This is a genomic window from Actinacidiphila bryophytorum, assembly GCF_016916835.1.
In the GTDB taxonomy this organism is placed as follows: domain Bacteria; phylum Actinomycetota; class Actinomycetes; order Streptomycetales; family Streptomycetaceae; genus Actinacidiphila; species Actinacidiphila bryophytorum.
Window position 1 is genome coordinate 146416 of sequence record NZ_JAFFIX010000015.1, and the last position, 22185, is coordinate 168600.

Below are 22185 nucleotides of genomic sequence, written 5' to 3' on the forward strand. Positions count from 1 at the left end.
AGGGTCGTCCTCGTAGTGGGCCTGCTCGGACGACTCCGACAACGCAGCGAGCGTGCGTGCCAGGCGTCGCGGGGCAGGCGGGACTTCCAAAACACGGCCTAGGACGCCGCTGAGTACGCCGGCGCCGCCGAGCGGTCGCGCCAGGCGTCAGCGTGCCGCGAACTGGTACGTGCACAGGCGGATCCGCGGGCTGCCGACCAGCGAGTAGCCCGCCCAACCGGACGGGCGGACGCGGCGGTTGCGGAAGTACTGGCGCGTCTGGCGGAGGGCCTCGCCGATGGGGTAGCCGGCGGCGATCCACTGGTAGAAGCGGGCCGCGAAGGCCGCGCCCTCGCGGTCCCGGATGGACCAGTAGGAGCCGAGGTAGGGGATTCCGTGGCTCGCCCAGACGCTTGCCATGCCCCGGTTGGTCCAGCGGAAGAGTCCGCTCTGGCTGCCGATCAGGCGGGCCGAGGCGCAGCCGCTGACGAAGAGCAGCCGCGGCAGGCCGCCGCCGAGCCAGTCCGCCATCACCCGGGCTTCGAGTTCGCCGTCGGCCAGCATGATGCCGCTGGTCTCCCCGGTGCTTCCGAGGGAGAAGGTGTGTCCGGAGTAGTGGATGATGTCCCACGGCGCCACGCTCTCGGTGAGGGCCGTCCTGAGGTTGCGGCGGGTGAAGTCGCGGCCCTGGAGCCGGTGGACCTCCGTGGTTCCCATGGCGCGGAAAACCGCTTCGATGTCGGCGAGTTCCGGTTCCACGGTGGAGAGGACCTCGCGGCGGCCCTGGTGGGAGCCGCCGAGCAGCAGGACGCGCAGCTTCGCCGACGGGGTGAAGTCGGTGCCGTCGGCGGTACCGGGCTGCAGCGTGCGGATCAACCTCCCGGGCGAGTGCCGGAGCATCATCAACTCGTCGTCTATACGCGCCAGTTCCAGCGGGATCGCGAGCAGGTCCGGTTCCGAGGACAGTTCGAGGAAGGAGACCTCCTCCTCTCCCGGCCGGAAGACCGCGCGGGGCAGGAAGACCGAGGTCACCTCGGCGCTCAGCTCGTCGAGCACCGCACCGAAGGACTCCTCGAAGCTCTGCCGCGGCGGCTTGCGGATGAGCTGCTCCAACTCGTCGACGATCGCGCTCACCCGGCGCGCCGACGTCTCGGACATGTCGAGCTGGACGACGGGGGAGTTGATGACCGGCCGGTTCTGGATGGTCGTGGAGACGACGGAGTATCCGTTGGCGGCCGGGACGTGCTCGATGTTGACGAGCCTGAGCCTGGTCTGCGGCTCGGTCTGGTCCAGGTAGCTGAGTATCGTCAGCTGGCAGTGCAGGTGCCACAGCTGGTCGGGTACGAGGCCGCGCACGAGCCGGGTGTGGGTGCGCAGGTCGAGCGCGTCGATCGTGCCGAGCATCGCCAGGCAGGCCACCGCCCACATGGAGTCCGACCAGGCGCCGGGGGCGCCGGGGCGCTCCCCGAACAGACTGCGCGAGGTGTCGAAGAGGTCCGAGACGAAGGAGGTGATCCGCCCCGTGCGGTGGTCGGGTACGGGGTGTCCGAGTATGGCCAGGACGGCGAGCGCGCAGTACGTGTACTCGATGGCCGCGGGATGGCCGGGGGAGGCACCGTACGCGCCGTCCTCCTCGCTCCAGCAGGACTCCACCCAGTCCGCGATCAGCCGGCCGTCGTCCTTCGGGATCGCGCCGAGGACGAACCGGGTGGTGACGGCCCAGAAGGTGGCGATCAGTTCCGGCTCCCAGCCGGGTATGCACGCGTAGCTGAGGCTGCGGCCCTTGCGTTTCTCGTGCGTGGCGACGAAGGCCAGGTGGGTGGACGGGTCGATCGCGTCGGTCCGGTTGAGCAGGTTGAGGCACACGGCGGCGTAGAAGGTGTTGAAGAGGGTGGGGTGGCCGCCTGGGTCGTCGGCGAAGCCGCCGGCGGTTGTCTCGCGGTCCAGCAGGAACCGCCGGACGGGCCTGGTGTCCACCACTGCCACCGCGTCCAGGGCGTTCAGGGCGACGAACGCCTGGAAGCAGCACTCCAGGTAGCTCTCGGCCCGCGGCCAGTTGCCGAAGCCGCCGTCGTTCTGCAGGCAGGAGCGGACCGCCCGGATGCGGTCGCCCCGCCCGCTGCTGAACGGAAAGACGATCCACCAGGGCTGCGGCAGCCAGAGCGGGTGAAAGGCCATGGTTCTCCTCGGGTCGTGGGCCGGCGTTCTGGTCGGCCGCGGCTATCCCACGAGGGCGCCCACACCCGCGGTCAGCCCGCCCAGGAAGAAGACGACGATGCCCAGCACACTGACGCGTACTCCGACCGGGTGGTCCGCGAGCGCCTCCATCAACCGGGCGAGGCTGTCGACCAGTTCGTCCGCCGGGCCGCGCAGGTCGCCGCCGCGCTCGCGTTCCGCCTCGCGGAGGGCGACCACCGCGCCGGTGACGGTCAGCGCAAGCCCGGTGATCATGGCGGCGATTCCGATGACGGCGATCATCCGATACCTTCCGTGCCCAGGACGGCGGGGACCACTGCGGGGACAGCCGGGGCGGGAGCCGTTTCCGCCCGGCAACCACCGCCGTCCCATATGTCGTGCAGCACCGACACGCCGTCGTGTCCGCCGACGAAGAAGCCGCTGCACCGGCCTTGCGCCCGGTAGTCCGACCACCGGTCGCGGCAGGTGTGGTCGAGTTCGGTGAGCCGGTAGTGCGGCACCGAAGGGAAGAAGTGGTGCAGCAGGTGGTAGAGGTCGTCCGAGTGCGACCCGATGAGCCAGCGGGACACTGCCGACCCGCGCCAGTTCCGGCTTCCCCAGTCGTGGCCCCGCCCGCTGAGCCCGCCGTGTTCTCCCAGTTCTGCCCAGTAGGCGATGACCTGGTAGGCGGTGGCCCACGGAATCAGCCAGTAGCGGATGAGGATGTCGCCGGCCGTGCCGCTCACCCAGGTGTGGAGGGCGAGCGCGGCCAGTAGGGAGGCGAGTGGGACGAGGAGTCTGCGCCCGCGGCCGCTTTCCGCGATCAGCCGCCGCAGTGGAAGTACCGGAATCACGACGAACACCACGTGCGTGAGGACGAAGGACCGGAAGGACACGGCGCCTCTGCGTGCGTTCTCCGTGCGCGTCATCCGGTAGAGGGCCAGGTCCGGGTCCTGCTCGCCTTTCCACAGGTTGCGGTGGTGCAGCCGGTGCTGGCGTACGTAGGTGCGGTAGCCGGTGTACAGCGGCCAGGCGCACAGGACGGCCCCGGCAATGCCGTTCATCCGCCGGTCGGCGAAGAGTTTGTAGTGTGCGGACTCGTGCAGGAGATTTGCCAGTGCCCGCATACGGCTGCCGATGACCAGCACGCTCAGCAGGTACACGGCAATGCCGCCCACGTAAAGGTGCGTGGCGGCGGCGGCAACGATCAGTCCCCAATCCCCGGTGAGGAATAACCAGTTGCGCCAGTTGTCGGTGGCCGAGCAGTCACGCACGGCCTTTTTGACGTCTGCGGGTACGACCCTTCCCCAGTGGTCTTTCTGCACAACGCCCAATCCCCCTTGGGTAGAGCATGACGCTCACGCTATGTGCTGTTGTTGTGCATTCTCCCGGAGGTTCCTCCGGATCCAGTCGATCAGCCGGGCCTCGGGTACCGAGCCGCGGAGCGTGTCCAGAAGCCGGCCTGTGCGGAAGACGTAAAAGGACGGTATGGCGGTGACCGAGAGAACTCCGGCGATGTCGGGGCTCTCGTCGGTGCGAACCTTCGCGAAGCACGCCCAGTGCTGATGTGCGGCGGCGACCCGTTCGAAGACCGGCTTCGACTGGCTGGACGCCGGACACCAGTCGGAGTAGCAGCCGACCACCAGGGCTGTTTGCCGGGCCACCGCGGACTGCAGTTCCGGCAGCGACGTCAAGTACAGCAACTGCCGTTCACCCCCTGTGCCGGATGGTCTGTTCCATGGCCGAAGGTTCGCCCCTCCCGTTGGCGGCGGTGACCGTCAGAGGTCGTATTCCCCTGCGGTGGTGTAGTCGAGCATGAGGGTCGAGACGGAGCCGCCGCAGAATGTGCCGATGTACTCGGCCATCAGCTCGACGGAGGCCTGGAGGCTTTCGGTCGGGACGCCGGCGAAGGGCGCCTCGGTGAACAGCACGATGTCGGTGGACGCGTCGGTCACCTTGCAGGCGTCGCAGTCGCGGTAGTTCCACCTGCGGGTGAGGATGCGGGCGTCGTCGCAGTAGACGACCTCGCCCGGCTTGGTGAACTCCTCGGTCCGGCCACCGATGGGTGTGAAGCTCTCGCCGCCCTCCGAGAAGCGCAGGGTGATGTCCCCGGTGACCGTGCTCGCGTCGTAGCCGCCGACCGGCAGGTAGAACTTCGTCTCGACCAGGAGGTAGGAGTCGACCGCCTTGGAGATGGTGGGGAACTCCTCGCCCTTGACCAGCCGCCGCAGGAAGGCCTCGGCGGTGGGCCGGCTGTCCTTGGGCTTGACCCCGAAAGCCCGGTAGGCGTCGCGCCAGGCGCCGATCTCGGGAAGCTCGTTCAGTGTTTCGTAGGTGAAGTCCTGATACATGCGGTCAGCCGCCTCGTTCTTGAGGCGGTCGAGGTCCGGTGCGATGCCGGTGTTGTCGATCCCGCTGGCCTGGAGCACGGCAATGCGCAGCTCCGGAAAGGCCTTGCGGAGATCGTCGGATACCTTCAGCTTCACTTGGTCCATTCCTTTTCTGTCGATCACGACCGCGCGCGTGCGGGCGCCAGGACGTCCGGGCACCAGAGGGCATTGGGATTGGATCAGGCATTCAGGCGCAGGCCCCGAGTTGACCGGCCGCAGTCGCCGCCACCCCCTGCGGCGCGCGGATCCACGGTAGGGCATCCCGGACATGCACGCCAGTCGCTCTCGAAATTCCGCTGACGGCACTTCAGCTCGCCCGTGGAACGGGATCATCGGACAAGGATGTCATCCGCGAAACAAGGGGCATGATTGCTCCATTTCAATGATCCGGAAATTGCGGTGCCTCTGAGTCCGGTGGGTTGTCTGTGATACCTTCCGGCCGCCGGTGAGCCGGCGTCACCCTCGCACGGGAGGCGGGAAATGACGCATCATATGTGTGTCGGCGAAGCCGCCCGGGAACCGTTCGCCACGACTGCCTGTGGGAGGGCCGATGGCGCAGCATTCGTGGAGCTCGGTTCTGCATGATCTTCTGGCAGGAATCGATCTGTCCGCGGAAGACGCGGGATGGGCCATGCGCAGCGTGCTGGCGGGCGACTTCCATGCGGCACAGCTTTCGGCTCTGCTGGTCGGATTGCGCGTCAAAGGCGAGACGCCGGTCGAAATGGCTGCTGTGGCGGATGCGATTGCCGAGGAAGCTGTTCCGTGGGTCCGGGAGAGCGCCGTCGATGTCACACGCGTGGGTGACGATCTCACCGGATCCGCCGACCTGTCCGTCGCGGTGGCCGTCACGGTCGCCGCGACCGGGATTCCCGTCGTCCAGTACGGCGAGCGCGCCGGTCACTTGTCCAGCCCGGGGCCGGCGCAGGCGTGTGCGGCACTCGGAGTCCGCTCGGACCTGTCGGCGGAAAGTGCGGCCGGCTGCCTTGCGGCGGCCGGCATCACCTACCTCTTCGCACCGCGGTTCCACCAGCGGCTCCGCCGGGCCGCCACCGTCCGCCGCGCGCTGGGCGTCCCGACGCTGCTGGACCACCTCTCCCCGCTGCTGAACCCCGGCCGCCCCCGGGCCGGCCTGATCGGCTGCTCCGGGGCGCGGATGACCAGCGCGCTGGCGGTCAACCTGGCCCAGCGGGACACCACCGCGCTGATCGTCCGCGGGCGGGAGGGCCTCGCCCGCATCTCCACCGCCGGTCCCACGGATGTGTGCGTCGTGCAGGACAACGCCGTCTCCCGCACCGTCGTCGACGCGGCCGACTACGGCCTCGCGCGCTCCACCGCGCCGACGCTGCACCGCGCGGGCCACAGCCGGCTCGCGGCAGCGCTGCACGGCGCCTTCAGCGGGGAGCCGGGCCCGGTGCGCGACGCCGTCGCCATCAACGCGGCGGCCGCCATCGCCGCCTACCGCGGGCTCACCCCCAGCGTGGACCGGGCGCTCGCCGACGGACTTGCCGCAGCCTCGCAGGCCCTGGACTCGGGCGCGGCCCGACGGCAGCTGGCCCTGTGGCGCAAGGCGACGCGTACGGCCGGGGCCGTGCCGCGGACCCGTGTTCCGCAGGGTGACCCCCTGCTGCCGTCGGCGCGGCAGGGGGTATGACCCGACGGCTGCTCAGCCCCGCCGCTCCTTCTCCCACTGGGCCCGGCTCACGGCGGCCGGCCGGGGGAGCGGCTCGCCGTCCAGGAAGAGGTCGACGTGCTCGTTGTAGAAGGCCACCAGGCCTGCGACGGGGGAGAGCTGGCGGGTCGGGAAGTCGTAGGCCCACGCGAGGTCGGGGTGGACGGCGCTGTCGGTCCTGACGGACCAGTAGCCGCTGGTCGTCCCCTTGTAGGGGCAGCTGGTGACGGTGTCGGTGGGGACCATCCGGCTCCAGTCGACGTGCACTCGGTCGAGGTAGTACCGCGTGGGCAGCCCGGTCTCGAAGACCATCACCGAGGAGGGTGCGTCGGCGATCACTACGCCGTCGACCTCGACCCGGACAGGCCGCCCGGAGCGCAGCGCGTCGACCCGCGTGTACGGGCTGCGGGGGTGGACGAAGACCTGCTCGTCCTCCTCGAACCACGCGTCCATGGCCTCCCAGCGGAAGCCGGCGTATCCGCGGATCCCCTCGGGCGCCGTGTCGTCCCACACCCAGCCGGCGCCGCGCCGGGTCAGCCCGTCGACATCGAGCGTCTGCCGCCGCCCCCCGCCGATCCCCAGCGGCATCGTCCTGCCCTCGTCGGCCAGCACGCCGTCCGCGACGTCCCCCAGCGGGATGCAGTACTGCGGGTAGCCCGGCCACGCCCAGACGTACATCGCACGCGTGGTGTCGATGACGTACCGGCTCCCCACCAGCGCACGCAGCCGCCGGGGAACCGGCTCGACGTGTCCCACGGGCACGATCATCTTGGGATACCTGCTGCTGTCGTCCATGGCCACTCCCGCCGTCGCCCGGGGCACCGGTCGCACCCCGGTCGCCCCAGACCACCACACCGCGGCGCGCAGTGCATTCAGGCACGGCGCAGCCCGCGGCCTTCCGCAAGGCCGCGGGCTGCGCGCGGGTGGTGTCCGGGCGTCAGGTCGTGGTGCAGGTCAGGGTCGGGGCGGTGTTCGTGCCCGAGTAGCCGGCCTGGAAGCCGAACGCCGTGGTGCCGCCCGGGGCGATCGAGCCGTTGTAGGCCGCGTTGGTGACGGCCACGGTCGAACCGCCGGGGGACAGGACGCCGTTCCAGACGCTGCTGATCTGCTGGTTGCCGCTCCAGGACCAGCTCACCTTCCAGCCGGTGCTTGCCGTCGTGCCGTTGTTCTTCACCGTCACGTCGGCGGTGAAGCCCGTACCCCACTGGTTGGTGACCGAATAGGCCGCCGTGCAGCCGCTGCCGGTGCTGCCGCCGGAGGAGGTCGTCGCGGTCGCACCGGTCGACCGGGCCGAGGCGTTGCCCGCGGCGTCGACGGCGGCGACGGTGTACGTGTACGGCGTCGAGGCCGACAGTCCGGTGTCGGTGAAGGTGGTCCCGCCGGCCGTGCCGACCTGGACGCCGTTGCGGTAGACCCGGTAGCCGGTCACCGCGACGTCGTCCGTCGACGCCGACCACGTCAGGGAGGCGGAGGAGGCGGTCACGCCGGTGACCGCGAGGTTCGACGGGACCGAGGGCGCGGTCGTGTCACCGCCGCCGCTGCTGGTGCCGTCCAGGCCGAAGAAATGGATCGCGTACGCCGCCATACCCGCCTGCGGCAGTACGTGCCCGGCGCCCTGGATGCTGTACGCCTCGATGTCGACCTTGCCCGAGGAGTCGGCGAAGCTGCTGCGGTTCCAGCCGGACTGCGGGGTGTCGGTGGACGTCGGCGTCTGGCTGAGCCCGAAGACGTTCGTCCACTGCTTGATGTCCTCCTGCAGCAGCTGGTAGGGCACGAGGGTGTCGGCGGTGCCGTGCCAGAGCTGGATCGGCGGGCGCGGACCGCTGTAGCCGGGGTAGGCCGCCCGGACCAGGTCCCCCCACTGCTGGGCGGTGCGGACCATGCTGCCGCCGGTGCACTTGCTGGTGCCCGGCGGGTAGTCGGCCGCGTCGGCGAAGCAGCCGAACGGCACTCCCATGTAGGCCGCCCCGGCCTTGAACACGTCCGGGTAAAGGGTGAGCATCTCGTCGGTCATCATGCCGCCCGACGACGAGCCGGTGACGTAGACCCGCCCGGCGTCACCGTGGTAGGTCTGCTCGACATAGCTGATCATCGACACGAGCGAGACCGGGTCGCTCCCGCCGCCCCGGACCTTGGCCGCGGACGACCAGGTGTCCCAGCACTTGCCGAACCCGGCCTCCTGCTGGGCGCTGGGGTAGATGACGATGAAGCCGTACCGGTCGGCCAGCGACGCGAACTCGCTGCTTGAGTAGAAGCCGGGACCGGTGCCGCCGCAGCCGTGCAGGGCCAGCAGGATCGCCGGATTGGCCGGATGCGTGTCCGGCACGTAGACGTACATCTGCGCGCCGCCCGGGTTGGCGCCGAAGTTCGTCACCTGCGTCAGGCTCGCCGCCGAGGCCGGGGCGGTGAACCCGAGGAGCAGCGTCATGGCCGTGAACGCGGCTGCGGCGCACAAAGCGGCCAGCGCCTTCGAGATCCGTCTCATCGTTCCTCCTGTGTGGGGGGTGTGCGGACGCCGCAGCGGGCACCAGCCGCCGGCATCCGTCACCGGAAGGATGCTGCTCGGCTGAGGAAGCGTCAACGTCTTGCAGCACAAACGCAAGATGATCATGGGTGTGAAGAGGTGTTTTACGCCATATTATCAACCTCCTTGTTATCAAGGGGCCTGATACAGGGCGGCCGGGCCGGCACGTCGGCAGGCGGAGCGTTGGGCGCCGGCCGGGTATCGTTCGGTCGTGACCACATCACACGCCGGCGCGGCCGCTCACCCCGGAGCGACCTCGCCCCGCCTGAGCTATCTGGTGTTCCGTCTGGAGCGGCGCATCCGGGGGCACCTGGACGACGCGCTGGCCCGGCACGGCGTGACCACGACCGAGTACATGGCCCTGAGCGAACTGCGCCTGCGCGACGGGCCGTCATCGGCGCAGCTGGCCCGTATCGCCTTCGTCAGTGCACAGGCGATGAACCAGGTGATCCGCGACCTCGAAGGGCGCGGTCTGGTGCTCCGCAAACCCGACCCCCGGGGCGGCCGCGTGCTGCGGGTGCGCCTCACCCGTGCGGGCCTGGCGACACTGCGCCGCTGCGACCGTGCGCTGGACGAGATCGAACAGGTCATGCTCGCCGCACTGGAGGACCAGAGCCGGCAGGCGCTCGCCGACCACCTCGCCGAGTGCGCGCGCGCCCTGCACCCGGAACCGGAACACGCGGCGGACCTGCCGTAGGGCGCACGGCCGGAGCCGGCACCCCACCGCGGCCGTACCCGGTGCCGGGCCGGGACCCGGCGGCCCGATCCCGCGGGCAGCGCACCCCCGTCGCCCCGGTGGTGTCAGACTGTCGCCGTGAGGGGCCACATTCCAGCGGAGACCACCAGTTTCGTCGGCCGGGAGCAGGAACTCGCGTGGCTGCGCCCGGCGTTGGGACGGCACCGGCTGGTGACGCTGACCGGGGCGGGCGGGGTCGGCAAGTCGCGGCTGGCGCAACGTGCGGCGGCAGGGCTCGGCCATGCGGCCGGGGCACGGGAGCACGCCGCCTACGGCAGGACCGGCGCAGCCGGCGACACGGACGCGCCGGACTTTCCCGACGGGGTGTGGTGGGCGGACCTGAGTACGCTCGACGGCCCGGATCTGCTGCTCGCCACGGTCAGTGACGCGGTCGACCTCGCCGACCACTCCCCGCGGATGCGGGTGGAGGTGCTGGGCGAGTGGCTCGCGGACAAGCGGCTGCTGCTGGTGCTGGACTCGTGCGAGCACCTGGTCGGCGAATGCGCGGGCCTGCTGGCGGCGCTGTTCGCGGCGGCCCCCGGCCTGACGGTGCTGGCGACCAGCCGCAGGCCGCTGGGGTTCCCGGGCGAGAAGCCGATGGAGGTGCTTCCGCTGGCGCCCGGCGGGCCGCAGGCACTCGCGCTGTTCCAGGAGCGGGTGGCGGGCGGCACGGGCCGCGGCAGGCTGTCCGAGCCGGGAGCGGCCGAGGCCGCCGCGTCGATCTGCCGCCGCCTGGAGGGCGTGCCCCTGGCGATCGAGCTGGCGGCCGCGCAGGTGGGGCCGGCGTCCGTCACCGAGGTCGACCGCAGGCTGGGCGCGCCGCTCGATGTGCTGTCCCGGCCGGGCTTCGTGTGGCCGCGCCGGCATCAGGCGCTGCGGACGGCGATCGGCTGGAGCCATGAGTTGTGCACTCCGGTCGAGCGCCTGCTGTGGGCGCGACTGAGCGTCTTCCGCGGCGACTTCGACCTCGAAGCCGCCCAAGCCGTCGCGGCCGGGGGCGCGTTGCGCGAGGCGGACGTGCGCCCGGCCCTGGAAGGGCTGGTGGACCAGTGCGTGGTCGGCAGGACGGCCACCGGCGCCGCGGAGCGCTACGGCATGCTCGACACCATCCGTGAGTACGGCCGCAGTTGGCTGGCCGAGCTGGGCGAGGCCGACGCCGCAGCGCAACGGCACGCCGACCACCACCAGGCCCTGGTCCGCCGGGCGGAGGCGGGCTGGTCCGGCAGCGGCCAACTCGCCGGCTACCGCGCGATCGAGCAGGTGCACGCGGACCTGTGCGCCGCCCTGGACCACCTGCTCGTCCACGACCCCGCCGCCGCCGCGGAACTCGCCGGAGGCCTGGTCTACTACTGGGCCTGCTGCGGGCACCTGAAGCAGGCCCGCACCTACCTCGAACGCACGCTGCGGGCGCACCCGGCGCCCGACCGGTCACGCGCCCGGGCGCTGATCGGCCTCGGGGCCACCCTCACGCTCCAGGGCGAGTACGAGACCGCCGCCGGGATCGACGCGGAAGTGCGGGCGGGCGCCGCGGGCGATCCGCAGGAGCAGACCGCCGCCGCGTGCCTGACCGGTCTGCTGGCCATGCTCACCGGCCGACCGGCCGACGCCCTGCGGACCGTGCGGCAGGCCATGGGGGCCGCGGAGCCCGGGCCGGGTCTCGGCTCGCCCGACCAGCTGCGCTGCACCCTGATCGAGGTGCTGTCGCTGACCGCGCTGGGGCACTTCGACGAAGGCCGCACCCGCGCACTGGAGCTGCGTGAGCGCTGCGCGGGCAGCGGCGAGATATGGACCCGCACCTACCTGGACTACCAGCTGTCCGTCGTCGCCCTGCTGTCCGCCCGTCCCGACGAGGCCGCCGAGTACGCGCGCACGATGCTGGCCGGCAAGCGGCAGCTCGGTGACGCCTTCGGCGTCGCCCTCGGCCTCGACCTGCTGGCCGCCGCACTGGCGGCCGACGGCAGGGCGGAGCAGGCCGCGTTCGTCTACGGCGCCGGCGGGGCGTACTGGCGGCGCGTCGGCCACCCGCAGCGCGGAGCACCGGAGTTGCGGCCGATCCGCCGGCAGTGCGAGCAGAGCGCTCGTGCCGCGCTGGGCGACGCCGTGTACAGCGCGGCTTTCGCCGACGGCGCCACCGCACACGGCCCCACCGCGCTGCGCAGCGCGCTGCTCCCCGACGACCCCACCGTCGCCTGATCCGCGCCACCCCCGGGGCGGCCGAGCGCTGACCCTTGCGGGGCCTGCGCCACGCTGCCACCCTGGATCCCCGGTGCCGCACAAGGAGCCACTCGGCGGCCCGGTACATCCCTGCATCCCCCCACCTGCGTATGTGAGCGCTAACAAAGCGCCCGTCACGCCGAGTACCCCAGGGAGCATCTCTTGGAAGGCAAACGCGGGAAACCCCGCCGCAAAACATGGCTGATCGGCCTGGTCTCGGCAGCCATGGCCGCCGCAGGACTGTCGTTCGTGGCGACATCGGCACAGGCCGCGAGCGGCTGCGAGGTCGACTACAGCATCACCAACACCTGGCCCGGCGGCTTCGGTGCGAATGTGAGCGTTACCAACCTGGGGGCGCCGGTCACCAGTTGGCAGCTGGCGTGGTCCTTCGCGAGCGGGCAGACCATCACCCAGCTGTGGAGCGGCTCGTACACCCAGAGCGGCACCCAGGTCAGCGTCTCCAACGCGTCCTACAACGGCACCCTGGCCACCGGTGCCTCCACCAGCTTCGGCTTCAACGGCGCCTACACCACCACCAACCCCGTCCCCACGGCGTTCACCCTCAACGGCACGCCCTGCACCGGCGCCGTCACCACCACTCCGCCGACGACGCCCCCGACCACACCCCCGACCACCCCGCCGACGACGCCCCCCACCACTCCGCCGACGAGTCCCCCGTCGACGTTCAGCAACCCCGTGCTCTGGGAGGACCTCGCCGACGCCGACGTCCTGCGGGTCGGCGACACCTACTACTACTCGGCCTCGACGATGCACTACTCGCCGGGCGCACCGATCCTGCGCTCCTACGACCTGGTCCACTGGGAGTTCGCCGGCCACTCGGTGCCCTCGCTCGACTTCGGCGAGAAGTACAACCTCAACGGCAACGGGCGCGCCTACGTCAACGGCGTGTGGGCCTCGTTCCTGAACTACCGCAAGAGCAACGGCAAGTTCTACTGGGGCGGTTGCATCGACTTCAACAAGACGTACATGTACACCGCTTCGTCGGTCGAAGGCCCCTGGACCCGGGGCTCGGTGATCAACAACTGCTACTACGACGCCGGAATGCTTGTCGACGACGACGACACGATGTACGTCGCCTACGGAAGCGGAACGCACTACGTCGCCCAGCTGTCGGCCGACGGACTGAGCCAGGTCCGCTCCCAGGCGGTGTTCACCGACCCGTCGAGCACCGGAACGACCGAAGGCAACCGCATGTACAAGGTGGGCGGCGACTACTACATCCTCGTCGACCACCCGGCCAACGCCGAGTACGTCCTGAGGTCGACCAACGGCCCCTTCGGCCCGTACACGGAGCAGCCGCTGCTCAACAACATCGGCACCCCCATCGTCGGCGGCGGTGTGCCGCACCAGGGCGGGATCGTGCAGACCCAGAACGGCGACTGGTACTACATGGCCTTCGTCGACTCCTACCCCGGTGGGCGCGTCCCGGTGCTGGCCCCCGTCAAGTGGAACTCCAGCGGGTGGCCGGTCCTGCAGACCGTCAACGGCGGCTGGGGCACAACCTATCCGTACCCCGACGTGCCGGCCCCGCCGCGTGAGGTGAAGTCCCCCACCGGCACCGACACCTTCACCGGCCCCGCACTGGGACCCGAGTGGGAGTGGAACCACAACCCCGACAACACCAAGTGGTCGGCGAACAGCGGCCTGACGCTGCAGACCGCGACGGTGACCAACGACCTGTACTCGGCGCGCAACACCCTGACCCACCGGATACTGGGGCCGACGTCCACCGCGACGGTCCCGCTGGACTACTCGGGCATGCACGACGGGGACCGGGCGGGACTCGCGCTGCTGCGCAACTCCTCGGCCTGGATCGGCGTCAGACGTGACAACGGCACCGCACGCCTGGTCATGACCAACAACATCACCATGGACGGGAGCTGGAACACCACAAGCACCGGCACCGAGGTCGCGAGCACGGCCCTGTCCGGAGGGAAGGTCTGGCTGCGCGTCAACGCCGACATCCGTCCCGGCTCCGGCAGACAGGGGCACTTCTCCTACAGCACCGACGGCGTCAACTTCACTTCCTTCGGCCCCGGCTTCACGATGGACAACAGCTGGCAGTTCTTCATGGGGTACCGCTTCGCCCTGTTCGACTACGCGACCCAGGCGCTCGGCGGCTCGGTCAAGGTCGGCCAGTTCACGCTGTCCACACCCTGAGCTGTCGAACAGAACGGGTGGGCGCACCCCGACCGGTGCGCCCACCCGCCCCGCCGGGCCCCGCAGCTCAACCGGCCCCCACCGGCGGCGGCGTCCCGGCGGTCGCCGTCCGCGCGGCGGCCGGGACGCGGGCCACCCGCCTGATGACCTCCACCGCACGTACCAGGTGCGGTTCCGACCGGTCGGCACGGTGGGCGACGGCCAGGTCGACGCCGGCGGCCGGCCGGACGAGCGGCCGGTAGACCACACCGGGCAGGGTCAGCGCCGCGACAGGGCCGGGTACGACGGCCGCCCCCAGCCCGCCTGCCACCAGGGTGACCAGCGTGGAGGTCTCGCCGACCTCGTGCCGGATCCGCGGCTCGACGCCGGCGCCGCGCAGCACTCGCACGACGACGTGGTACATCACGGAACGGCGGTCCGCCGAGTGCACGATCAGGTCCGTGCCGGCCAGGTCCGCCGCGCGCACCTGCCGCCGCCCGGCGAGGCGGTGGCCGGCCGGCAGTGCCACCACCAGCCGGTCGCGGCGCAACCTGTGCGCCACCAGCGAGGAGTCCGCCGCCTGCGGCCGCAGCAGGGCAACGTCGACGGCACCGCTGCGCAGGGCGTCGGCCTGGTCCGGCGCGAGCATCTCGCCGCGGAAGGAGAAGTCGATCCCGGGCAGTTCGGCGGACAGGCTGCGGGAGATCGCCGGCAGGAGGCTGTAGGTCGCCGACCCCACGCAGCCGATCGCCAGCCGGCCGGTGACGCCGTCCGCGACGCGGCGCGCCAGGTCCGCCGCCTCGTCGACGCCGGCCAGGATGGCGTGGACGCGCTCCAGGTAGGCGCGGCCGGCGTCGGTGAGGTCCACCCGGCGGGTCGTGCGGTGCAGGAGTTCGACCCCCAGTTCGCCCTCCAGCTGCCGGACCGCCTGGGACAGCGGCGGCTGGGCCATGTGCAGCCGCTCGGCGGCGCGGCCGAAGTGGCGCTCCTCGGCGACGGCCGCGAAGTAGCGCAGGTGGCGGAGATCCATAGCGCACACCTCTCAATCGGATGCCATATGGATACTTCACCGTATCGCCGACCGGTCCTAGGTTGTCCGGGTGAGCGCTTTCGTCCGCCCGGCGACCCGCGGATGCCGGCCGTCGTGAGGGAGAACGTGGAGGCCCGGGTATGAGCCGTGCACGAGTGCTGGAGACCTGCGACGAGGCGGTGGCGGGCATCCAGCACGGTTCGACCGTCCTGGTCGGCGGCTTCGGCTTCGCGGGGATGCCGTTCGACCTGATCGACGCCCTCATCCGGCAGGGGGCGGCGGATCTGACGGTCGTGTCCAACAACGCAGGCAACGGCGACGTCGGCCTGGCGGCGCTGCTGAAGGCCGGCCGCGTGCGGAAGGTGGTCTGCTCCTTTCCGCGGCAGGCCGACTCCCATGTCTTCGACGAGCTGTACCGGGCCGGGAAGATCGAACTCGAACTGGTGCCGCAGGGCAACCTCGCCGAGCGGCTGCGCGCCGCCGGCGCGGGCATCGGCGCCTTCTACTGCCCCACCGGGGTGGGTACCCCGCTGGCCGAGGGCAAGGAGACCAGGACCATCGACGGCCGCGACCATGTGCTGGAGTACCCGATCAGGGGCGACTACGCGCTGATCTGCGCGCACCGGGCCGACCCGATGGGCAACCTCGTCTACCGCAAGACCGCCCGCAACTTCGGCCCCGTCATGGCCACCGCGGCCGGCACGACGATCGTGCAGGTCGGCGAGGTCGTCGCGCTCGGGGAGATCAGTCCTGAGGCGGTCGTCACGCCGTCCATCCACGTCGACCGGATCGTCGCGGTCGAGGTCCGTCGGCACACCGTCCAGGGGGCGCGATGAGCATCCTGACACCCACCGGGGCGGGCGCCGCCGAGCACCTCGGCCGCGGACCGCTGACCGCGGACGAACTCGCCGCCGTCATCGCCCGCGACATCCCCGAGGGCGCCTACGTCAACCTCGGCATCGGCCGGCCCACCCGGATCGCCGACCACCTGCCCGAGGACTGCGGCGTCGTTCTCCACACGGAGAACGGCATGCTGCACATGGGTCCTGCCGCGCAGGGCGCCCAGGTGGACCCGGACCTCACCAACGCGGGCAAGGTCCCCGTCACCGAGCTGCCGGGAGCGGCCTACTTCCACCAGGCCGACTCCTTCGCGATGATGCGCGGCGGCCACCTCGACGTCTGCGTGCTCGGCGCCTTCCAGGTGAGCACGACCGGCGACCTCGCCAACTGGCACACCGGCAGGTCCGACGACATACCGGCGGTCGGGGGCGCCATGGACCTCGCCGTCGGAGCGAAGGCCGTGTACGTGATGATGTCGCTCTTCACCAAGGAGGGCGAAGCCAAGCTCGTCCCGTCCTGCACGTACCCGCTCACCGGTGTGCGCTGCGTCGGCCGGGTCTACACCGACCACGCCGCCTTCGACATCACGCCGGAGGGCGCGCGCATCCGGGAGACGTGGGGCAGCACGCAGGCCGACCTGATCGCGCGGCTGGCCGCCGCAGCCGCGCCCCGCGGGTGACGGCCGCTCAGGCAGCGCTGGTGGCCTCGTCGCTGGTCGCGGAGCGGCCGCGCAGGGCGACCAGTGCGAGCAGCGCGGAGAAGAGCGCCGCGCAGCCGCAGACCACGAATCCGATCGCGTACCCGTGTCCGAGGGCGTCCTGCGCCAGCGGATGCAGGCCGGCCAGCTTCGGCGACGCGGCGGAGGCCCCGTTGACCGCCAGCGGGCCGCCTTCCTCCAGCACCGCGGAACCGGCGCCCTTGACCGGAGCGGGGAGGGCGGAGCCGTCGAGCGCGGAGGAGAAGCTGCTCGCCGCGCGGCTCAGGGCGACGGCACCGATGATCGCCGGGCCGAGCGTGAAGCCGAAGTCGCGCAACAGGTTGGTCGTCGCACTCGCCATCCCGGCCAGCCGCAGCGGTACGGTGTTCACCGCGGTGGCGGTGATCGAGGAGACGGTGACCGCGAAGCCCAGGCCGACCAGGCCCAGCGGCACGATCAGCGAGGCGTACGCGCGGTCGCTGATCGGCAGGGTGGCAGCCCAGTAGTCGCCGGCCGCCATCAGCACCAGGCCCGACCCGAGGATCAGCCGCGGCGCCACCGTCCTCAGCAGCCGCTCTGTCACCGGCAGCACTGCCAGGGCTATGCCGTTGAGCAGCAGGAAGGCCATGCCGGTGCGCATCGGCCGCTGGTCCTGGACCGGGCCCAGCCGGATGCTGACCGCGTAGGCGGTTCCCAGGAAGGCGAACATGCCGACCACGGCCACGACCGATGCCACCGCGAAGGACCGGTTGCGGAACAGGTCCAGCCGCAGCAGCGGCGACTTGGCCCGCAGTTCCGCGACGACGAAGGCCGCCACGAACAGCGCCGCCAGCACGAACGCGACGACGATCGCGGGTGAGCCCCAGCCGTCGGTCGGGCCCTGGATGATGGCGTACAGCAGGGCGAACAGCCCCAGGCCGATGGTCAGCTGTCCCGCCGGGTCCAGGGAACGGCCTTCGGGCGAGCGGGAGTTGACGGCGAACCTGGCACTGACCGCGGCACTCGCGACGCCGATGGCCATCACCACGACGAAGGACCAGCGCCAGGACCCGTAGGTCGCGGTGATGCCGCCGAGCAGCGGGGCCAGGAAGCCGCCGGTGGACAGCAGCGCCGCCCACAGCGCGATCACCCGGGCGCGCTGGGCGTGCGAGGTGGTGCCGGCGGCGAGGATCGCCAGCGAGGTCGGGAAGAGCGCCGCAGCCCCGAGCCCGGCGAGCGCCTGGCCGACCCACAGCTGGTGGATGCCCGAGGACGTCGTGCTGACCAGTTCGCCCACGGCGAGCAGGGCGGCGCCGCCGACCAGCAGCCGCTTGCGGCCGAACAGGTCGCCCAGGAGGCCGAAGGTCAGCTCCAGCACGGCGACGGGGAGCAGGAAGGCGTCCGATATCCAGGTCAGCTGGGAGCCGACCGGATGCAGGTCGGTCTGGAACAGCCCGTTGAGGGTGGCCGGGATGGCCAGGCCTATCTGGGCGAGGCAGACGGCGAGCAGCCCTGCGACCAGCGTGCCCTTGCTGAGGCCCGGGCCGGAGGTGGCGGTGGCGGTTGCGCCGCTCGGGGTGGCGAGGGACCGCAGGAGGGCCGGTGCACGGGACGGCAGTCGAGGCATGAGGAGGCTCCACATTCGGGGGGCGGGGAGCGAGCCGAAGTGCGATGAATGTAGGTCTGCCTCATGATTGCCGTCAATGGAGTGACGAATATTGTTCAGCTGAGGTCGAGGGTGTCGAGCAACTGCGCTGCGGCCTGCGCCGCCTGGCGCTCCCAGCGGCGGGCCAGGCCCCGGAAGACGGTCTCGGCGCGCGCCGCGGGCCAGTCCGCGGGCAGGTGCTCGGCGGGCAGGTGCGGGTCCTGCCGCACCAGGCCGAGCCAGTCGGTGTGCAGCAGCAGTTGGGCGGCCAGCTCGCCGGGGAAGCCGGGGACCGGCTCGGTGCGGTCCCAGCGCTCGAGGAAGGACCGGTAGCGGGCGCCGATGGCGGGCACGTCGAAGGCCTGCTCCAGGACCTCGCGGGCCTCGGTCGGCTCGGCCGCCGTCGCCCGGAAGACCCGCAGGTAGGCGTCGAGGCCCAGGCCGGCCATCGCCTCGGGCACGTCGACCGGTGCGGGAGCCACCCACAGCCCGTTCTGCAGCGGGCCGAAGCCGGCCCAGATCAGCCGGGAGCGCAGGTCGTGGCGTTCGCTGCGCCAGGCCTCGGGGAGCGAGAAGCCGACCATGGTCCACTGCCCGTCCCAGCCGCGGTTGACCGCGCCGGTGCGCCAGACCCGGTCCCGCCCGTCCGCCAGCACCTGGGCCGCGTGCGGGGTGAGCCCGAAGTAGGTCCTGCGGCCCTGCCGGTGCCGTTCCAGCAGCCCCCGTTTGACCATCCGGTTGAGGGTGGTGCGCACCGCCTCCTCGCTGACCCCCACCTCTTCGAGCACCGCGATGACGCTGCCGGAGGACACCGCGAGTGGCCGGCCGAGCAGGTGGATGCCGAAGAAGGTCAGCATCAGGGACTGGGTGCGCGGTTCTGGCGCATCGAAGGGCGTGTCGGCGCTGATCACGGGCACAGCGTAGAGCTGCGGGCCGGAGCCGGGCGAGAAGGACGCCGATTCTGTGACGACCGTCTCGAACCAGACATGCGTCAGTCGGGGGCGGGCAGCTGGGAGTCGCCCACCACCGCGAGGTCGGCGCTGATCCGTGCCGCCGTCTCGCGCAGCGCCGGGAGAACCCTGGTCCGCGCCTCCTCGGCGGAGGTGCGCCCGGCGTGCAGCGAGACGTTGGCCGCGGCGACCACCTGGCCGCCACGGCCCCGTACCGGAACGGCGACGGAGCGCAGGCCCTCCTCCAACTCCTGGTCCACCAGCGCGAATCCGTCGTCGGCGACGCGGTCGAGTACGACGGCGAGCCCGGCGGGGTCGGTGAGGGTGAGACCGGTGAGCGGCCGGAGCCCCGCGCCGGAGAGCCACCGCTCTCGCTCGGCGGCGGGCAGCGCGGCCAGCAGGACCCGACCCAGCGAGGTGGCGTGCGCCGGCAGGCGCGTCCCCGGGGCGAGGGCGACGCGTACGGTACGGCTCGCCGCCACCCGGACGACGTAGCGGATGTCGTCCCCGTCCAGGACCGCCACCGATGCGGAGTCGTTCACCCGGCGCACCAGCTCGGCCAGGTGCGGCGCGGCGATCTCGCCCAGGGCCAGGCCCGACAGGGGCGCGTATCCCAGGTCGAGCACCCGGGGCAGTGGGCGGAAGAGCCGCTCGTCGGAGGTCGCGTAGCCGAGCTCTTGGAGCGTCAGCAGCGAGCGGCGGGCGGTGGCGCGGGCGAGCCCCGTGGCGTGGGCGACCTCCGAGAGCGTCATACCTCCGGGGCCCTCGCCGAGGGCGGTGAGCACGGCAAGACCACGGGCGAGGGACTGCAGGTACTGCGGCCCCGCCGCCCTCTTGGCGTCGGCGGTCGCGTCGGCCGCGGCCGGGGCGGGCCGGCCGGCGGCCGGCGCTTTCAGGGCCGCCGTCATACGGCCGGCCGTGCGCTGCAGCCTGTCCCAGGCTAACTCCCGCAGCCGGTCGGCGCCGTGGCGGCTGGTGTGGCTGACGATGCTCAGCGCGCAGACGACCCTGCCACCCGGGTCGAGGACCGGGACGGCGACCGCCACCAGGCCCGGCTCGACCAGCTGGTCGTCCACGGCCCAGCCGCGCTCCCCGGCTGCTGCGGCCAGCGCACGGAAGCCGTCCTCCGGCAGATGCGGCGCGGACGGCCGCGGCACGGCGGGGAAGCCCTCGTCCCGCGGATCGGCCAGCGAACGCCGCCGCCAGGCCGCCCACTGCCCGGCCGACCAGTCGGCCGCGAAGATCGCGCCCGGGGCGCAGCGTTCCGCGGGCAGCGCGTCCCCGACCCTGAAGGAGACCGACAGGGTCCTACGCCGGGTGTTCTGCACCACGAAGCGGACGGCGTCGCCGTCCGGGACGGCGAGCGACACCGACTCGTCCAGCTCCTCCGCCAGTTCGGCGGCGAGCGGGCCGAGCGCGGCCGGGATGCCGCTGCTGCGCAGATAGGCCGCGCCGAGTGCCATCAGCGGGGGAGCGAGGACAAGGGCGCGCTCCTCCTCGCGCAGGTAGGCCAGCCGGACCAGCGTGGCGGCGATGCGGTCCACGGTCGAGCGCGCCAGGCCTGTCGCCCTTGCCAGCTCGCTCGCCCGCAGCCGTCCGCCCGGCGCGTGGGCCACCAGGCGGAGCACCGCGAGGCCGCGTTCGAGCGGGCCGACGGACGCGTCGGCGCTGCCGGTGGGCGGCATCTGACCTCCAGGGGTGCGGCGGGTGCGGCTCACCGTATCCGCGGGTACCCGCGGGCACCTTGTTGACAGGGGGTCGGGCCGGGGCGGACACTCGCAGCCCCAGAATCTGAACAATAGTTCACCAGGCGAACACATGGGGCGCCGGCCGGGACCGGCCCTCGCCCCGAGGCGTCGACACCCAGGGGATTCCGGCATGACACCCGACCAGAACGCCATCGACGCGGAGATGGCCGCTGTCCGACCGGACGGCGGGATCCACCCCCGCCGCGGCTACGGCCCCTACCGCAGCAGTGCGCTCCGCCACCCCCGCCAGCCCCTCGTCGTAGTCGAGGACCCCGAGTCCGTCGAACTCACCGGGCCGGTCTTCGGCGTCAGCGACGTCACCGACCTCGACGCCGACCTGACCCGCCGCCACCTGGGCGAGCCGCTGGGCGAGCGGATCACCGTCAGCGGGCGCGTCCTCGACCGCGAGGGCCGCCCCGTGACCGGGCAGCTGGTGGAGATATGGCAGGCCAACGCCTCCGGGCGGTACGCCCACCAGCGCGACCAGCACCCGGCCCCGCTCGACCCGAACTTCTCCGGCGTCGGGCGCTGCCTGACCGACGACCGCGGCGGCTACCGGTTCACCACCGTCAAGCCCGGCGCCTACCCGTGGCGCAACCACCGCAACGCCTGGCGGCCCGCGCACATCCACTTCTCGCTGTTCGGAAGGGCCTTCGCCCAGCGCCTGGTCACCCAGATGTACTTCCCCGGCGACCCGCTGCACGCCCACGACCCGATCCTGCGCTCCGTCACGGACGGCTCCGCACGCGACCGGCTCGTCGCCAGTTACGTCCACGAGCTGTCCGAGCCCGAGGTCTCGCTCGGATACCGGTGGGACATCGTCCTCGACGGTCCGTCGGCCACCTGGGCCGAGAAGGGAGAACCGCGGTGAGCACGCCGTCCCAGACCGTGGGGCCCTTCTACGGCTACGCGCTGCCCTTCGCCAAGGGCGGCGAGATCGCACCGGCCGGCGACCCGCGCACCATCACCGTGCACGGCGTCGTCCGCGACGGTAACGGCAGCCCGGTCCCCGACGCGCTGCTGGAGTTCTGGCAGTCCGCACCCGACGGCAGCCGGACCGGGGCACCCGGGTCGTTGCGCCGTGACCCCGCCGACGGCGCCGTACTCGGCCGCGACGGGGTCGCCTTCACCGGCTTCGGCCGGGTGGCCACCGACGCCGACGGCCGCTACGCGGTGCGCACCCTTCCCCCGCCCGCGGACGCGCCCTACCTGGCGGTGGTCCTCTTCGCCCGCGGCCTGCTGCACCACCTCCACACCCGCGCCTACCTGGCCGACCAGGAGGGGGACGCACTGCTTGCCGCGCTGCCCGAGGACAGGCGCGCGACGCTGATCGCCCGCCAGGAGCGCGAGGGCGTCTACGGCTTCGACATCAGGATCCAGGGGCGCGCGGCGGAGGAGACGGTCTTCCTTGAGTTCCACCGACCCCGCGGCTGACAGCCAGTCGGCTCG

At 71.9% G+C, this 22185-nt stretch carries 19 protein-coding genes; 8 read left to right on the forward strand and 11 right to left on the reverse strand.

Features of this window, described 5'->3' with window-relative positions:
- Positions 1–147: 147 nt before the first annotated feature.
- The 5 genes from JT723_RS21875 to JT723_RS21895 all read right to left on the reverse strand — a co-directional run bounded on the left by JT723_RS21875 (position 148) and on the right by JT723_RS21895 (position 4640).
- The gene (locus JT723_RS21875) at positions 148–2157 is read right to left on the reverse strand and encodes a CHAT domain-containing protein (RefSeq protein ID WP_205046432.1); all 2010 of its coding nucleotides are present in this window, start codon (positions 2155–2157) and stop codon (positions 148–150) included.
- Positions 2158–2199: 42 nt separating this feature from the next.
- Positions 2200–2457, reverse strand: coding sequence for a hypothetical protein (locus JT723_RS21880; protein ID WP_205046433.1), 258 nt, complete (start codon positions 2455–2457; stop codon positions 2200–2202).
- The gene (locus JT723_RS21885; protein WP_205046434.1) at positions 2454–3332 is read right to left on the reverse strand and encodes a fatty acid desaturase; all 879 of its coding nucleotides are present in this window, start codon (positions 3330–3332) and stop codon (positions 2454–2456) included. The genes JT723_RS21880 and JT723_RS21885 overlap by 4 nt, the downstream gene beginning before the upstream one ends.
- 180 nt (positions 3333–3512) lie before the next feature.
- A complete protein-coding gene (locus JT723_RS21890) occupies positions 3513–3857 on the reverse strand; it encodes a thioredoxin family protein (protein ID WP_205046435.1) in 345 nt (114 codons plus the stop codon).
- Positions 3858–3932: 75 nt separating this feature from the next.
- A complete protein-coding gene (locus JT723_RS21895; protein ID WP_205046436.1) occupies positions 3933–4640 on the reverse strand; it encodes a B3/B4 domain-containing protein in 708 nt (235 codons plus the stop codon).
- A 454-nt stretch (positions 4641–5094) separates the two neighbouring features.
- Here JT723_RS21895 and trpD point away from each other — a divergent pair, with 454 nt between their 5' ends.
- On the forward strand, positions 5095–6195 hold the full coding sequence (gene trpD, locus JT723_RS21900) for an anthranilate phosphoribosyltransferase (protein WP_205046437.1): 1101 nt from the start codon (positions 5095–5097) through the stop codon (positions 6193–6195).
- Between the two features lie 12 nt (positions 6196–6207).
- On the opposite strand, the gene JT723_RS21905 is transcribed toward trpD, so the two are convergent.
- Positions 6208–7008 (reverse strand): DUF427 domain-containing protein, encoded by an 801-nt coding sequence (locus JT723_RS21905; protein WP_205046438.1) that lies wholly within the window; start codon positions 7006–7008, stop codon positions 6208–6210.
- Positions 7009–7150: 142 nt separating this feature from the next.
- Positions 7151–8698 carry an extracellular catalytic domain type 1 short-chain-length polyhydroxyalkanoate depolymerase gene (locus JT723_RS36220; protein ID WP_205046439.1) on the reverse strand — a complete coding sequence of 516 codons (1548 nt, stop codon included), beginning with the start codon at positions 8696–8698 and terminating at the stop codon, positions 7151–7153.
- A gap of 250 nt (positions 8699–8948) precedes the next feature.
- Between JT723_RS36220 and JT723_RS21915 the strand changes: the two genes are divergently transcribed.
- The 3 genes from JT723_RS21915 (at position 8949) to JT723_RS21925 (ending at position 13868) form a co-directional block, all read left to right on the forward strand.
- Positions 8949–9434: a MarR family winged helix-turn-helix transcriptional regulator gene (locus JT723_RS21915; RefSeq protein ID WP_205046440.1), complete on the forward strand. Its 486-nt coding sequence runs from the start codon at positions 8949–8951 to the stop codon at positions 9432–9434.
- A gap of 117 nt (positions 9435–9551) precedes the next feature.
- Complete coding sequence (locus JT723_RS21920) at positions 9552–11666, forward strand: ATP-binding protein (RefSeq protein WP_205046441.1); 2115 nt, start codon at positions 9552–9554, stop codon at positions 11664–11666.
- A gap of 183 nt (positions 11667–11849) precedes the next feature.
- Entirely contained in the window at positions 11850–13868 is a 2019-nt protein-coding gene (locus JT723_RS21925) for a family 43 glycosylhydrolase (RefSeq protein ID WP_240165984.1), read from the forward strand.
- Positions 13869–13935: 67 nt separating this feature from the next.
- On the opposite strand, the gene JT723_RS21930 is transcribed toward JT723_RS21925, so the two are convergent.
- Positions 13936–14877 (reverse strand): LysR family transcriptional regulator, encoded by a 942-nt coding sequence (locus JT723_RS21930; protein ID WP_205046442.1) that lies wholly within the window; start codon positions 14875–14877, stop codon positions 13936–13938.
- Between the two features lie 140 nt (positions 14878–15017).
- Here JT723_RS21930 and JT723_RS21935 point away from each other — a divergent pair, with 140 nt between their 5' ends.
- Together JT723_RS21935 and JT723_RS21940 are read left to right on the forward strand one after the other, a co-directional pair.
- Positions 15018–15713 carry a 3-oxoacid CoA-transferase subunit A gene (locus JT723_RS21935; protein ID WP_205046443.1) on the forward strand — a complete coding sequence of 232 codons (696 nt, stop codon included), beginning with the start codon at positions 15018–15020 and terminating at the stop codon, positions 15711–15713.
- A complete protein-coding gene (locus JT723_RS21940; RefSeq protein ID WP_205046444.1) occupies positions 15710–16396 on the forward strand; it encodes a 3-oxoacid CoA-transferase subunit B in 687 nt (228 codons plus the stop codon). Before JT723_RS21935 ends, JT723_RS21940 begins: the two co-directional genes overlap by 4 nt.
- Positions 16397–16403: 7 nt before the next feature.
- Here the strand turns inward: JT723_RS21940 and JT723_RS21945 are convergent, their stop codons facing one another.
- From JT723_RS21945 to JT723_RS21955, 3 genes are all read right to left on the reverse strand, one after another.
- Positions 16404–18020, reverse strand: coding sequence for an MFS transporter (locus tag JT723_RS21945; RefSeq protein ID WP_205046445.1), 1617 nt, complete (start codon positions 18018–18020; stop codon positions 16404–16406).
- Positions 18021–18115: 95 nt separating this feature from the next.
- On the reverse strand, positions 18116–18955 hold the full coding sequence (locus JT723_RS21950) for a PaaX family transcriptional regulator (RefSeq protein ID WP_372441355.1): 840 nt from the start codon (positions 18953–18955) through the stop codon (positions 18116–18118).
- 74 nt (positions 18956–19029) lie between these two features.
- Positions 19030–20673, reverse strand: a complete 1644-nt coding sequence (locus tag JT723_RS21955) for an IclR family transcriptional regulator domain-containing protein (protein ID WP_205046446.1) — start codon at positions 20671–20673, stop codon at positions 19030–19032.
- A 193-nt stretch (positions 20674–20866) separates the two neighbouring features.
- Here JT723_RS21955 and pcaH point away from each other — a divergent pair, with 193 nt between their 5' ends.
- On the forward strand, positions 20867–21607 hold the full coding sequence (pcaH, locus tag JT723_RS21960; RefSeq protein ID WP_205046447.1) for a protocatechuate 3,4-dioxygenase subunit beta: 741 nt from the start codon (positions 20867–20869) through the stop codon (positions 21605–21607).
- The gene (pcaG, locus tag JT723_RS21965; RefSeq protein ID WP_251512549.1) at positions 21604–22170 is read left to right on the forward strand and encodes a protocatechuate 3,4-dioxygenase subunit alpha; all 567 of its coding nucleotides are present in this window, start codon (positions 21604–21606) and stop codon (positions 22168–22170) included. The genes pcaH and pcaG overlap by 4 nt, the downstream gene beginning before the upstream one ends.
- The last annotated feature ends 15 nt before the right edge of the window (positions 22171–22185 follow it).